At 50.8% G+C, this 14,229-nt stretch carries 9 protein-coding genes; 4 read left to right on the top strand and 5 right to left on the bottom strand.

Translation table 11 applies throughout. The features are described from left to right. Positions 1-79: 79 nt before the first annotated feature. The 3 genes from nifH to IPI63_RS00375 are packed head-to-tail and all read right to left on the bottom strand — an operon-like array spanning position 80 to position 3,685. Positions 80-931: a nitrogenase iron protein gene (nifH, locus tag IPI63_RS00365; RefSeq protein WP_292476000.1), complete on the bottom strand. Its 852-nt coding sequence runs from the start codon at positions 929-931 to the stop codon at positions 80-82. A gap of 17 nt (positions 932-948) precedes the next feature. Continuing rightward, entirely contained in the window at positions 949-2,097 is a 1,149-nt protein-coding gene (locus tag IPI63_RS00370; RefSeq protein ID WP_292476002.1) for a nitrogenase component 1, read from the bottom strand. A 1-nt stretch (position 2,098) separates the two neighbouring features. Continuing rightward, positions 2,099-3,685, bottom strand: coding sequence for a nitrogenase component 1 (locus tag IPI63_RS00375; protein ID WP_292476004.1), 1,587 nt, complete (start codon positions 3,683-3,685; stop codon positions 2,099-2,101). A 773-nt stretch (positions 3,686-4,458) separates the two neighbouring features. Here IPI63_RS00375 and IPI63_RS00380 point away from each other — a divergent pair. The 3 genes from IPI63_RS00380 to IPI63_RS00390 are packed head-to-tail and all read left to right on the top strand — an operon-like array spanning position 4,459 to position 7,309. Next, on the top strand, positions 4,459-5,427 hold the full coding sequence (locus IPI63_RS00380; protein WP_214080462.1) for an ABC transporter substrate-binding protein: 969 nt from the start codon (positions 4,459-4,461) through the stop codon (positions 5,425-5,427). Beyond that, a complete protein-coding gene (locus IPI63_RS00385) occupies positions 5,424-6,254 on the top strand; it encodes an ABC transporter substrate-binding protein (RefSeq protein WP_292476006.1) in 831 nt (276 codons plus the stop codon). Before IPI63_RS00380 ends, IPI63_RS00385 begins: the two co-directional genes overlap by 4 nt. Before the next feature lie 8 nt (positions 6,255-6,262). Further along, positions 6,263-7,309, top strand: a complete 1,047-nt coding sequence (locus IPI63_RS00390) for an ABC transporter substrate-binding protein (protein WP_292476007.1) — start codon at positions 6,263-6,265, stop codon at positions 7,307-7,309. A 49-nt stretch (positions 7,310-7,358) separates the two neighbouring features. Here IPI63_RS00390 and IPI63_RS00395 read toward each other — a convergent pair whose 3' ends face one another. Both IPI63_RS00395 and IPI63_RS00400 read right to left on the bottom strand, forming a co-directional pair. Next, positions 7,359-8,579: an adenosylcobinamide amidohydrolase gene (locus IPI63_RS00395; RefSeq protein WP_214066155.1), complete on the bottom strand. Its 1,221-nt coding sequence runs from the start codon at positions 8,577-8,579 to the stop codon at positions 7,359-7,361. Then, entirely contained in the window at positions 8,580-10,283 is a 1,704-nt protein-coding gene (locus IPI63_RS00400) for a carbon-nitrogen hydrolase family protein (RefSeq protein WP_292476008.1), read from the bottom strand. Between the two features lie 106 nt (positions 10,284-10,389). On the opposite strand from IPI63_RS00400, the gene cobN reads away from it, so the two are divergent. Then, positions 10,390-14,226, top strand: coding sequence for a cobaltochelatase subunit CobN (gene cobN, locus IPI63_RS00405; protein WP_292476010.1), 3,837 nt, complete (start codon positions 10,390-10,392; stop codon positions 14,224-14,226). Positions 14,227-14,229: the final 3 nt, after the last annotated feature.

Raw genomic sequence — 14,229 nt, forward strand, 5'->3', positions numbered from 1 at the left:
ACTTTATATTCATACCTCCTTTTTCCTTTTATTCTAAAATGTCATACATTTACTATGGCATTTTTAAATTCAATAAGCCTCAGGTGGAGAGCTGAGTCAGGGTTTTCTCTCTGAATAGATCCTCGACCTCTCTATTGATCTCGTTTAGCTCCTCGTCGGATAACGGTTTTGGAACAGTTGTTTTACGGTTTTCGAGTATGTTTCTGCCGATCCTCTTGAATATCTCTGCAATTTCCGAGTCTGGAGTGTATTCTATTACCGTCTTATGGTGAATTTCAGATCTCGGAATTAGATCGTTCATGGGCATTCTTCCCACGACCTGAGTCCCCAGCCTCGCGGCAAATCCGTCGATTATAGACGGCTCGTCTACGACGCTCCTTCCATTGTAGATTATGCCGCCCAAGAAGACATCACCCCTCTCCGCAAAGCGCTTGATTCCTTTGCAAATGTTGTTGGCGGCGTAGATGGACATGGAGTCGCAGGTCGTGACGATGTAGACATCGTCAACCAGACCGTTTCTCAAAGGCATGGCAAAACCGCCGCAGACTACATCTCCCAAAACATCGTATATCAGTACATCAAGATCAAGGTCTTTAAAGGCACCAAGGCGGGTCAGCATCTCGGCAGCAGTGATAACCCCACGGCCAGCGCAGCCAATACCAGGTTCAGGCCCGCCGGACTCGGCGCAATATACGCCCTTAAATCCGACAAAAACGATATCTTCCAGTTTCATCCGGCCGGGGCCCTTTTCGCGAAAGGCGTCTAAAATGGTCGGAATCCTTTTTCCGATCAGGCTGCGGGTCGAATCCGCTTTGGGATCGCATCCTATGACCATTACGCGCTTCCCATCCTCGGCTAAAGCTGCCGCTATGTTTGATACCATTGTGGACTTTCCAATCCCGCCCTTGCCGTATACGCAGAACTTTCTCATTGTGAGATCATCTCCTGTTAAGCCGAGTATCTAGGTCTTTTATCGAATCCCATTAAGGTATTGATTATGCTCTCGGTCAGAAAGACCGTCCCTCTCAGTCCGGCATAAGGAGCATAGTCGTACATGCAGACCTGGTCAAATACCGGGTAGACGAACCTCATGAGAGGAATTGCAAGCTCTCTGGCCAGGCCGCGCTCAAAGCTGCTACCAAATAGCATCATGGTATTGGATCTTCTTACATCATCTTCAAATGAGCTGCACTGGTCATAAGAGCACTTCACCTCAATCTCGAAGCCCAGCTCTCTTTCCAGGAAATCAGACATCGAATGGCAGCGAAAATCGCCGGTAACCGACACACCTGTTCCATAGATTTCATGCTGATGGAGATACGTCCGCTTAAATGGCTCGAGATCGATGAACTTTTCCTCACAATACTCCACGCCCAGGCGGCCGGATAATGCCTCCAGAAACTTACTGGATCCTTCAAGGCCATAGGGGTAATCGAGCTCTATGTAGGGTGTGCCAAAATCATCCTTCATTTTCTTTGCCAGATCTACTCCCTGACCCATCACGAGGTTCAATTCCGCTGCGGGAGCAGTACAAAACTCTTCGAGGCTGCACATAGATATAGTGCTGTTCACGCTGATATCCAGGGCTTCTATGTTTCTTCTTATCTCATTCAGATCGGCATGAACCTTGAAGTCATCAGGGCAAAGGCCGATCAGGTTGACTGAGCGCCTCTTTATTTCGCATTCCTTCATCAGCGATTCGAGCTTTACCAGGGCGTCCTCGTAGCCATCTCTCATGGAGCCCTTATAGCCTGCAGCCTCAAGCCACAGCACATCCTTTCTCAGCGAGAGAGAATCGATCACCGACTGAACATCATCCCCAATTATGGAAGGGACGTCTCCAGATATGACCACCAATAAGGGTGTGCTGCAGGTCTTGTCTGCTAGCTCCAGGGCCCTCTTCAAAGCCTCTTCCCCTCCAAAGACTATCTCCCGCTCATGCACAACAGTACAGGCATGTCTGATATCTGCCTGCTGAGAGATGGAATTGAACATCCCCGCCCCCCAGTTGCATCCAACCGGGACGTGGTTAAGCACCACAGCGTCGGTTATTCCCGAGCAGGCCCGAAAGGCTCCTAAGAATCTCCCCCCATCCATTCTAGCAGCCTCCTCTGGAGTTTGCCCTCCATATCTCCTGCCACATGCTCACAGAGGATGAGATTCTGGGATCATCTAGCAGGGGGTAATAGGGAGAGTTGTACTTCAGCCGGGAGACAATGAGATGTCTATCCCTTATCTGAGGCCTGTTTATCCTCCGCGTCAGATACCGGCCCAGCTCGATGATAACGTTGAAGCTGGTCCTGTAGAGCATATTGCTGAACATGGTGATGTCCAATACGGGGATCTCAGCATTCCTCTCGTAAACGTGGGAGGTGATGAACTCGCCTAATACGTGGTCAACCTCCTTGGATATTTTATATGTCTCCTGAGCAGATGGATCGGTTGTAATCTGAAAGTCCAGGTTCATTTCATCGAATATGCTGTACATATTCTTTATCATCATATCTCTCGTCTCCTGAGAGACTTTTAGCCGGTTGAGCACTAGAGAATCAATGCAGATACATTTAATAGGAATCATCAGATCATCTATGTAGACCCGCGCCCGGTGGGGATTGAATATCAAGCTCTGGGAGACGATGGCAAAGCTGTATCCCATGAGAGCATGTCTGATTTTTACCAGCTCTTTTTCAGCTCTCTTTTTTTCTTCATCGATCACCGCTTCCGCCTCGCCATCCAGGCCCATCCTGGTGCCTATATCCATTAAGAATCTTGCCATGCCTTCTATTCCAGAGTTATGGGGCCAGCTCTTTATGTGATCGGTCCCAAATTCATCCTTCATATAGGCGGCCCATTTATCTGTACGGGACCTTGCTATGTTAAGCCGGGCGGCGGGTGCCTGCTTTATTCTCTTGACGGTCGTGGTGGGAAAGACCGTATTTAGGGTGATCCCCATCTTACCTAAAATGCTTCCGACCTCTTGCAGCTCAAGGTTGAAACCAAAGGTATTCCTGCCATTCGATTCCAGGTTAACCGAGTTCTCGATTACATCTTGCTCCTCCATCAGCTGCTCGGCCAGAGCTGCCAGCATATCCACCTGACCGCAGCCCCGGAAATCAAATTGCTGGGATGTGTTCTTCCATGAAGTAGCTACATACTGCATTATGGAGTCGATGGAATCGTGGTCTCGATGGGCAAAGCCCTCCGAGGTGACAATGACCAGCTCGCAGGGGACCTCGTCTTTGATATCTTCAACAACGCTATGCACATCCTCTCCCATCAGCCCAGATATGCAGGTGGGAAGAACGACTATAAGATCGGGATTATATCGCTTATAGGTATCATATATGCCCCGTCTCAGCTTCTCTTCTCCTCCATAAATGACGTCCTCCTCCATTAGGTTGGTGCAGGCCATATCATAGACTGGAGAATAGAGCTTGCGTGGGCTCAGACGCTGGTGAAAGGCACATCCTCTAACGCCGTGTATCAGGGGAATAGCTCTCTCGATCTCCGAGACGACATAGACCGAACCGGATAGCTTGCAATCGATTCCGTGGTAGTGAGCCAACCTCGATGGGCAGCCATGAATGTCCAGAAAGCTCCTATCTGCCAGAAGATTGAGCTCCAGGTCACTATAGTCACTATTTTGCCGAGAATTATCATCCTCAGCCCCTCTAGATATGCTCAAACTAGCTTCTTCCATTAAATCACTCAAATGTCCGGATTTCTCGCTATTACAGCTCCAGCGTCACTGCAATGAGATGCTCTAGCAGATCCAATCGCAGGCGGCGCAGGTATCTGCCGTGCACAAGGTATTCTATTCACTTTTGCCACCCTTTGATCAGCGACCAGCCACGCCGCATACAATTTCGAGAAGCAATTTCTTGGCAAGGGCAGGTACGCGGAGTATTGCACATCATCAATTTAATTTGTTATAACCCAATATCATTTGCTATATTTCATTTCGATAGATAAAACTGTTGGTAGGATAAGTATGTTAATTGAATTTTTCCCGTCTTAGGCTCGACTGTGGCTGTAAATGGGATTGTGGCAGGATTTAAAAAGACGGAGCTTCACAGACTGTGAAGTGTTTCTCTGTGCAATTTTCAACGGCATTCCTTTTTACTTAAGGGTTCTGCAATCGTCAAGGCTTTCAGACGACAAGCACGTATTTTTTAGATAGCTCTGTCCTGCATCTGCATGACGTTTCTGGTTTTCTACTTCACCGACCGAGGTTTCTTCCAGGCCCTTGAAGTCATTCCTCTGACAGAGCTATTTGGGCCTCCCGGAGAGAGCATTTTTCCCCTGACCAGCTAAACCGAAAGATTATTAAATCAAGTTTGCTTGTGTTTAGTCAAGTTTCGTGATAAAGAAGAGGAAGAAAAAGCCTCCGGCACAGGAGAACTTGAGAGATGTGTATCTGGAGATCGAGGAGATGATTGAGGAGGACAAGGTGGTAAAATGACAAATAAAATAATACTAGCAGAAGGCGAAGAGAGAGAAGAGATACCCTGTCCACCCGGTCGAGTGGTCACCCTGACACCTATCGCCTCGGAGCTCATCTGCATCCTCGGCCGAATGGATAGGATTGTGGGGCGGGATGACCATTCCAGCTTTCCTCCTGGCCTGGGTGAGAAGCCGGCAGTTGGCAGCAGCATTAGAAAGACCATCAGCGGAGAGATGGTCTTGGATCTCAGACCTGATATAGTGATAACCGGCAGGCGTGTCCCCCCGGAGGAATTTAGCATGATTGAGTCTGCGGGCATACCTGTGGTCGTAATCGAAAAGGGCTGCGAGCTGGAGGCTCTAATAAGCAACATTAACACCCTGGGCAGAATAATGGCTGCTGAAAATCGAGCGAAAGAACTTATAGAATTTTTAGAGAGATATGCAAAGATTATTCAAGATAGGACCGGCAGCCTGAATATCGAGAACAAGCCCCTGGTCTATAACGAGTGCGCTTTTAAGAATTATATCACCAAAGCCAGCACTGCTGCGGATGAGGGTATAACTCTTGTCGGCGGGGTCAATATCGCCGGCACAAAGGAGCTTGGCAGGCTTGCTGTGAGTGATGAATGGGTGATCAGGCATAATCCGGATGTGATCATCTCTCAGGTCTCTTCATCGTCTCCAACGACAAAAGAGACACTGCAAGCAAAAAGGGAGGAGATTCTAGCGCGGCCGGAGCTGAAAGAAATCAATGCCGTCAAGAACAGACGGATCTACATAAGTCATCTATCCATCAGAAGAGGGCCCAGAATGATTGGATATCTGCTTTATCTGGCAAAATGGCTCCATCCTGAGCTGTTCCAGGACATTGATCCAGCCGCGGTGGAAAAAGAGATGCTCCGAGAATTTTATGGACTTGATCTGGAAGGGGCATGGGCCTATCCTGAGATCGAAGCATTACAATCGGGAGTTAAAAAATGAACGGCAACCTTTTAGGTGGCGTTCTCCAGATCCTTATATTTTTTTCATTATTGGGGGCATGTGAGGGACAGGAGACAGAGGATATTGTTACCATAGTAGATGGAACTGGAGAGCTGGTCGATGTATCGCTTCCGGTGGAAAAGATAGTCTCGATCACATCACGCGCATCTGAGATCATCTATGCGTTGGGCTCTGGTGATAAGATAGTTGGGCGCGACTCATATTCCTTCTATCCTTCGTCATTGGAAGGCGTGCCTGTAGTTGCTCGGAGTTCCCGCAGCCCAAATGTCGAGCTGATCCATAAGATCGATCCTGATCTGGTGATTGCAGACAGCATGCTCTCGGAAGAAGATCGCAGGAAGATAGAGTCTGCGGGCATAGAGATAGGATACCCATATAGCACAATGGCTTCAGCAACTACATTCCACAATCTCACAGTTGCTGCCGGTGGCATAAACATCGCTGCCGATCAGCCTGTGGATTATCCAACTGTAGACCCAGAATGGGTTGTGGAGAGGGATCCCGACATCATCTTTAGCTACGCCACTAACACTGCTGATGAGAACTTAACCGACAAGATGAAGGAAATTCATAACGAAATTATCTCCCGGCCTGAGCTGGTCGATGTAAAGGCGGTCAAGAATGACCAGGTGTATATTCTTGGCAATCCCGTGGCATGGGGCATTAGCTCTGTGGTGGGAGACCTCTACCTTGCCAAATGGTTCCATCCCGACCTCTTCGAAGATATCGATCCTGAGGCGGTGCACAGAGAGTTTCTCTTGAAGTTTTTTGGTGAACAGATGGCGGAGAAGTCCGTCTATCCGTAGGACAGAAGATGGATTTAAAGGAGTTGAGACAAATGACTGGCAGAGTTTTGGGCATTCTCTTGATAGCCCTTATTTTTGTGGGATTCCCAGGAGCATGTGAGGATGCAACGGAAGGGTTGAATGAAAAGATAGTAACCATCCTCGATGACGATGGTCAATCGGTCAATGTAACAATGCCTGTGGAAACGATTGTCTCCATGGGCTCATACAATTCGGAGCTCATCTACGCTCTTGGGGGCGGGGATAGAATCATAGGACGCTGCTCTTATTCAAACTATCCAGCGCCTCTTATGGATGTGGCAGTGGTTGCTAAAAGCTCCCATAAACCGGATCTGGAAGCCATCGTTAAAATCAAGCCTGATCTGGTGGTTGCTGACGGTATGCTCACCAGTGACAACCGCAAAGAAATGGAAGATGCAGGTATACCTGTTCTGGTATATTCATCTCTGGACCCAAAAACGGTGGTTACTGTAGTGGAAGATTTAGGAATATTACTGGAGAAGGAAGATCGAGCCAATGAGATCATCAGTTTCATCAATCAATATCAGAGCATGATCGATGAGCACGTTGCTGGTCTTGAGGAGACGGATAAGCCTTTAGTCTTCTTTGAGTGGTCCAAGCCGTATTATAGTATGGGTAAGGGAACGAACTTCGACAATCTATCCGTTGCAGTGGGAGGCATAAATATTGTGGCCGATCAGAAGGTTAAGTATCCCACAGTGGATCCTGAATGGCTGGTGGAGATAGATCCAGATGTAATCGTACGTTCTGTTTCTGCCCAGACCGATGAGAATCTGACCGAAATCATGGTGCGGACACGGAATGAAATACTCTCCCGACCAGAATTGGCAGACGTTACGGCCATAAAGGATGGTCGGGTTCATACTATGGCATCTTTTGTAACTTACGGGATAGGCTCAATAATAGGAGAGCTCTACCTGGCCAAATGGTTCCATCCCGATCTCTTCAAGGATATCGATCCTGAGGCAGTGCACCAGGAGCTATTGGAAAAGTTTTTCGGCGGAGGGCCGCAGGAGATGTGGGTCTATCCGTGAGGCTTAAGATAAAAGGATTTGCCGCAAAAATGGAGGCGGTGAGATGCCGCTATTGAGTGATCGCAGCCTCTTCATCTCCGCATCCCGCCCCTCCGCACCCCTCGCTTTTTGGATCGGCCCACTTCTCGGAAAAGCCGAGGGCGAATGCCTGATATACGAACTCCAGAAAGAACTGCTTGTCCAGGGACTTTTGCAATGAGGAGAGCATCTGCATATAATCGTTTATGCGCTGGCTCTTGCCCGAGACGGCGGCGGAGATCTGTGCCCCGTAGAGTACCATTATCTCCGCCGTGCAGCTTTTCGGGAGAATGCCCCATACAAACTTATCCCTCAGATGGACCAGAGCAGCAACAGCAGCAACAGTTATAGGATCCTTGATGATATTTGAAAAACTTTTCTTAAACAGATCGGCGTCATCTTTAGAAAGGAACTTCCCAATTCCCTGGCACATCTCCTGCTCATCGATTCTGAACCGCTCCAGATGAGCCAGTGAGGAAGACTGGCCGGCGGGCGTCAGGCCGTTTTGAAGGGAGAGCGTCCTTAAGACTGCGTCATGCATGGTGCGACCGATGAGCTCCCCTACTTTCGAGTGCTTGCCGGCAAATGCTATTGCTCTCCCCCCCAGCCGGGAAGCCACTGCAATCTGATCTGTTCCGGTGCCTGTGGCAAGGCCCTCAGAATACCGGGAAGGGATCTCCAGCTCCTGAAGGGCTGCAGTCTTGGCCTCGGTGGCAGTGAGGACTGCGGTGACCATAGCCCCGGGAAGAAGCTCTCGATTGATGAATATCATGGCATTTATAGTTCCTGGCTCCAGGCCGCCACCCTTCTCAGCCCGCTCATCTGCACTCTCTTCCTGTGGCTCGTAGTAGGAGGCGGGATCTCCTGCCCGACCTGCATTTCCCTCCACGCCGCCGGTGCAAACAGTCACAACCTCCAGATCTTGAAATCGCTCATGGCAGATCGCTGCATTGTTCATATTGGCTGCAGTTCCAAGCGTTGCACATTTTTGGAATGGAAGGTTGTGGCTGCTGGCTACCTCTCTCTTGTACTCCTCAGGACGATCCACCGCCAATATGTGCATCCTGCTATTCATGTGCCCTCCCGCAGGCTCGCAGGACTGATGATTGTAGATATACTGCAGGTCGTCATGCAGTCCTCCCGAACAGCTGCGGCAGGTGGAAAGAACCCGGTGTGGGGCAACCAAGCGCGCATAGACCATCTTCTCCTCCCTGTGCAGCTCAACTCCATCATAAAACTTAGCAAGTTTCATTCATAGCCCCCTTTGTGTGACAAATCCAGAAGGATATCGTAGTCTATATTCTCCAGGAACCTCTTCTCTCTGGACTCTTTCGTCCCGAACCTCACCACATTGATGGCATCGCCTTCCGGTGGAGATTGCAGCCTGGAGACCCTTTCCGGATAGCGGGAGTAGCTGCACAGCAGGCTCTCCCCAAGAGCCCTGACTCCGACCGAAGTTCCCCCATTGATTGGCGATGGCCATATGCATCTGCTCTCCCAGCCTTGCCTCCCAGATGAACCTGGTGCTGGCATCCTCCCAGAGGACAGGCACACAGAGCATATCGGTGCCGAGCTTTGCCAGAGAGTCAGAAGCCTCCGGGAACATTAGATCGCGTCCGATAAGCATTCCGACCCTGGCAAAGGGGAGGTCAAAGGCCTCAAAACCGTCCTTGCCTGGGAGGGCCCAGCTCATGTCACGCAAGGAGAGATGGACTGCTCTGTACCTGCCCACAACTCCCTCCGGGCCAACCAGGACAGAGCTGTTGTAGAGCCCTTCTTCGCTCCTCTCAGCCATGCCAAAGACTATGAAGAGATCTTTTTCCTGCGCCTTTTTGGCAAAAAGGTCGGTGATCCTCCCCGGGATCTCATCAGAGCAGAGATCCGCCTCTTCCCGGCTGATAAGCGGGCCGGATGTGATGAGCTCGGGCAGGACGAGAAGGTTGATTGCATGCCCATCGCCTGAATTCCTGGCCACGGCATCGTCTATGAGCTTGAGCGCTCTTTTCAGATTGGAATTTATATCCAGAGGCTCAGAGCAGAACTGCAGTGTTGCGGCTGAAAATTCAGCTGCCTTGGGCAATCCAAGAAGCATCTCAATGCCTATGTGCGTGTATGGATCCAAAGATATGTTTCCATAGCATTGAGGTCTTCTAGCACTCAATGAGTTCTCCGGCGTGACCGTGTTTGGCTGCAGATTGCCATAGATAATGGTATCCTCAGGAGAACTGAACTGAACCACAGCTTGGCCCTGAGGATCTAAGATGAAGGATTGCGCAAGATCACACTCCATGACCTTATCCTTTCCAGTCCTGTTGCAGGCCAGGATATAAATGCCGTTTTCGAGAGCCCTCGCCCGCCAAAATTTCTCAGGATTGTGATGAGTGGGAGGCCAGTTGGCCGGGACCAGAAGAATCTCAGCTCCCATCAGGGCGGCGATCCTCGCAGGTCTATAAAAGTAGGTGTCAGCGCAGATCAATATACTGAGCGAGCCGAACTCTGTCTGGACTATGGGGACGGGGAGATTGCCCTTTGCAGACCACAGATTCTCCTTGAAGGCCGGAGATAGCTTGCGATGCCTGGCTACAACATCGCCCTTCGGCCCGAGAAGTGCCGCTGAGTTATAAAGTATGCCGGTTTTCAGGTCGCGCTCAGCCATACCGATGCAGATATAGCATCCATACTTCTCCGCAATCCGTCCAAAGGCGATGGTAGTCGGCCCGGGAATGCTCTCTGCAAAGGGGGCGATCTCCCTTCTGCTCTCAAAGGCGTAGCCTGTGGTGGCAAGCTCTGTATTTAAAATGATGCGGGAGCCCTTCTGCGCTGCCTCCTCGTTGAGAGCCAATAGCTTAGCCATATTTTTATCTTTGTCCTTCCAGGAAATAGATGCGTGAATGAGAGCGACCTTCAGCTCTCCAGCAGGCATTTCGTTGATGTCCCCAGCATTTTTCGATCTCATCTGATCCTATCCTCGCAAAAACCATCGAGGTCCTCTCGAAAGCTTTATTAAATCAACTCAGCTAGCTCTAAATAAAAAAATGTTTCGTTATGAGAAAGCTTGACCGATGAATAAAAAAACGGGATGGATTATTACGAAAAAACTCAGGATTGCCTATGTCACTACCCAGGAAGCAAGCGACGTCTTCCCCCTGGTATCTGCGCTAAAGGAGTTGATCAGGCAGAAAGAAGAGGTTGCGGAGGTGGCGGTCAGATCCGGCGAAGATCTTAAGGACGCCGCTCAATTGGAGAAGTTCGCGCGGTTTGCCAGGAGCTGTCACCTGGTTATCTTCAATCTTCACGGCGGGAAGAAGAGCCTTTCCTGCTTTGACCAGCTGATCCCAAAACTACAGGATAGCAATGCCTTCATCTATGCACAATCTGCCTCAGATGAGCCTGAGATCGAGCTCATGAAGCTGTCAACTGTCGACGACGACACCTACCATAAAATATCTCAATACCTGGACTATGGTGGACGGGAAAACTACTACCATCTCCTCCTCTACCTCGCCAACCGCTTTGCAGGAGCAGATTATGAGTTTTCTGATCCTGTGCGCCCCATCTGGGAGGGAATCTATCATCCAGATTTCGATTATGTCCCAACCCTGGATGATTATCTTAAGAGAAAATATGTGGCCGGACAGCCGACGGTGGGCCTATGGTTCTATCAGAGCCTCTGGCGGTCGGAGAATACTATCTTCATCGACAGGCTGATCAGGGAGATCGAGGGGCAGGGTGCAAATGTCGTTCCTGTCTTCCTTTACGCCCTCAAGGATGTCGAACGAGGAACCAAGGGAGCAGAGTGGGTGGTAGAAAACCTCTTCATGCGTGATGGACGGCCCATAATAGATGTTCTGATAAGCACCCTCATGTTTTCTCTGGCCATCAAGCCCTGGGAGGGATCAGACAGTAGCGAGGCGGAGAAGTTCGCCAGATCCGATGAGTGGTTCATAAAGAGGCTGAATGTACCTGTCCTGAAGGCTATAGTGACCTACAACACTCCTGCAGAGTGGAAAGAGTCAATGCAGGGTTTGAGCCCCATGGACATCTCCATGGGAATCGTCATGCCTGAGTTTGACGGCATGCTCATTACTGTTCCCGTGGCAGCGAGAGATAGAGCTGATGTAGATCCGCTGACAGGAGCTAGAATCATCAGGTTTGAGCCTCTGCCCGAGCGCGTAAACAAGATTGTGCGCCTGAGCATTAATTGGGCCAGGCTGCGGCATATTCCCAATTCGGAAAAGAAGGTGGCAATAATCTTCCACAACTATCCTCCCAGAAACGACCGGATAGGCACCGCCTTCGGGCTCGATTCGCCGGTATCTGTATACAACATCCTCTGTTACCTCGAGAGACAAGGATACATGCTCGAGAGCCTGCCTGAAAGCGGCCAAATCCTGATCGAGAGCATGATCTCCAGGGTTACAAACGACAGACGCTGGTCGAGCCCGGAGGCGATGGCCCAGAAGGCGATCGACCTGGTCAGCGGGGAGCAGTACGCAAAATGGTTTGAGGAGCTTCCCAATGATGTACAGGAGAAGATGCTCAAATCCTGGGGTGAGCCCCCAGGTGAGCTCTTCGCCCATCAGGGAAGACTAATAATTCCCGGAATCAGCAATGGCAATATATTTATTGGACTGCAGCCCCCGCGGGGATTCTTGGAGGACCCAGCTGCAATCTACCACAGCCCGGACCTTCCCATACCGCACCACTATTATGCATACTATCGCTGGATCCGGGACATCTTTCGGGCCGATGTCGTCATGCACATCGGCAAGCACGGTTCACTGGAATGGCTCCCCGGTAAGTCCGCCGGCCTTTCGGAATCATGCTTCCCTGACATTGCCATATCCGACCTGCCCAACATCTATCCCTATATCATAAACAACCCAGGTGAGGGTACTCAGGCCAAGAGGAGGAGCTACTGCTGCATCATCGACCATCTCATTCCTGTGATGCACAACTCCGACATCTATGACGAGATGGCAGAGCTTGAGGTGATGCTCCGCGATTATACCCATATAGCATCCGAGGATCCGGCAAAGCTGCCAGTTCAGAGGAACATGATCTGGGAGAAGGTCTGCGAGGCAAAGCTGGATCACGACCTGGAGGTGGATGAAAAAGCCGCTTTCGGGGATTTTGACAATTTTCTTGAGAAGCTGCATGAATATCTGCATGAGATAGCAGACACACAGATCAGGGACGGTCTGCACATCTTTGGCCAGCCGCCCGAGGGATCGAGGCTGGAGGAGTTCCTGGTGGCACTCACCAGGTTGAAGAACGGCCTAGTGCCGTCATTGAGAGAGGCATTAGTCCGCTCGCAAGGATTTGATTACGATCATCTGCTTCGCTGCAGAGGAAAGCTATTGGATGGCACAAGAAGCGGGGGCCATATTATCGAGGAGGTTCATGAGCTTTCACTCCAGATAATGAAAAAGTTCGGCGATGTGGGGTATTCTGCTGATCTTATCCCGGCGGTTTTATCAGAGGCTATGGACCGGAGAGACTCTGATGTTGAGGCGGTCTTGCAGTATATCAGCACGACTCTTCTGCCCAATATAGCTTCCACGACTGACGAGCTGACCAACACACTGGCCGCCTGCAGAGGAGAGTTCGTGCCCCCCGGACCCTCCGGGGCTCCCACTCGGGGAATGGCGGACATATTGCCCACGGGAAGAAACTTTTACTCCGTCGATCCCCAGGCCATCCCCTCCCAGGCGGCCTGGAAGGTGGGCGTCGCCCAGGCAGAAGCCCTGCTTGAGCGCTACCTGGAGGACGAGGGCTGCTATCCGGAATCCCTGGGAATGGTTATCTGGGGCAGTCCCACCATGCGGACCAAGGGAGACGACATTGCCGAGGTCCTCTACCTCATGGGCGTTCGGCCGGTCTGGGAGGAGAGGAGCGGCAGAGTAACAGGTATTGAGCTCATTCCCATAGAAGAGCTGCAGCGTCCTCGAATAGATGTTATGCTGCGCATCAGCGGTTTTTTCAGGGATGCATTTCCAAATATCGTGCATCTTGTTGATAGAGCAGTAGAGCTGGTGGCAGAGCAGAAGGAGCTGCCGGAGCAGAACTTCCTGGCAAAGCATGTATCTGCAGACATTTCCGAGAAGATGGCCGCTGGAATCGATGAAAAGCAGGCCAAGACTCTGGCCAGCTACCGCATATTCGGCTGCCGTCCCGGAGCCTACGGCGCTGGAGTCTCAGATGCCATCGACTCCAAGAACTGGAAGGATGAGAAAGACCTGGCCGAGATCTACGTAAAGTGGGGCGGTTATGCCTACGGCCGCAAAAACTTCGGAGTGACCGTTCCAGATGAGTTTCGAAGGCGCCTCAGCCGTCTCGACCTGACGGTCAAGAACGAGGACACCCGGGAGTACGATATGCTGGACGGCGATGATTTCTACTCCTATCATGGCGGGATGATCGCCGCAGTCAAGGCCCTGAAAGGCGAGCTTCCTCGTTCGTACTGCGGCGACAGCTCAGATCCGGATCGGGTGAAGACCAGGAGCACTGTTGAGGAGACCAAGCACATCTTTCGGGCCCGCATCCTCAACCCCAAATGGATCGAGAGCATGAAGCGTCATGGTTACAAGGGCGCTGGCGATATATCCAGGATGGTGGACATCGCCTTCGGCTGGGATGCCACTGCCGAGGTCCTGGAGGACTGGATGTACGAGGAGCTGGCGAACAAGTATGCTCTGGATAGGGATATGCAGGAGTGGCTGAAAAAAGTGAACCCCCATGCTCTGCAGAACATCGCCGAGCGGCTGCTTGAGGCAGTGGAGAGGGGGATGTGGCAGGCGTCTGACGAGATGAAGGAGGAGCTTCGGGACATCTATCTGGATATCGAGGGGTGGATCGAGGATGATCAACCACAAACCGATGCAAGTTCGGGAAGCTAAGGA

It is taken from the genome of Methanothrix sp. (assembly GCF_016706325.1).
Lineage (GTDB): Archaea > Halobacteriota > Methanosarcinia > Methanotrichales > Methanotrichaceae > Methanothrix.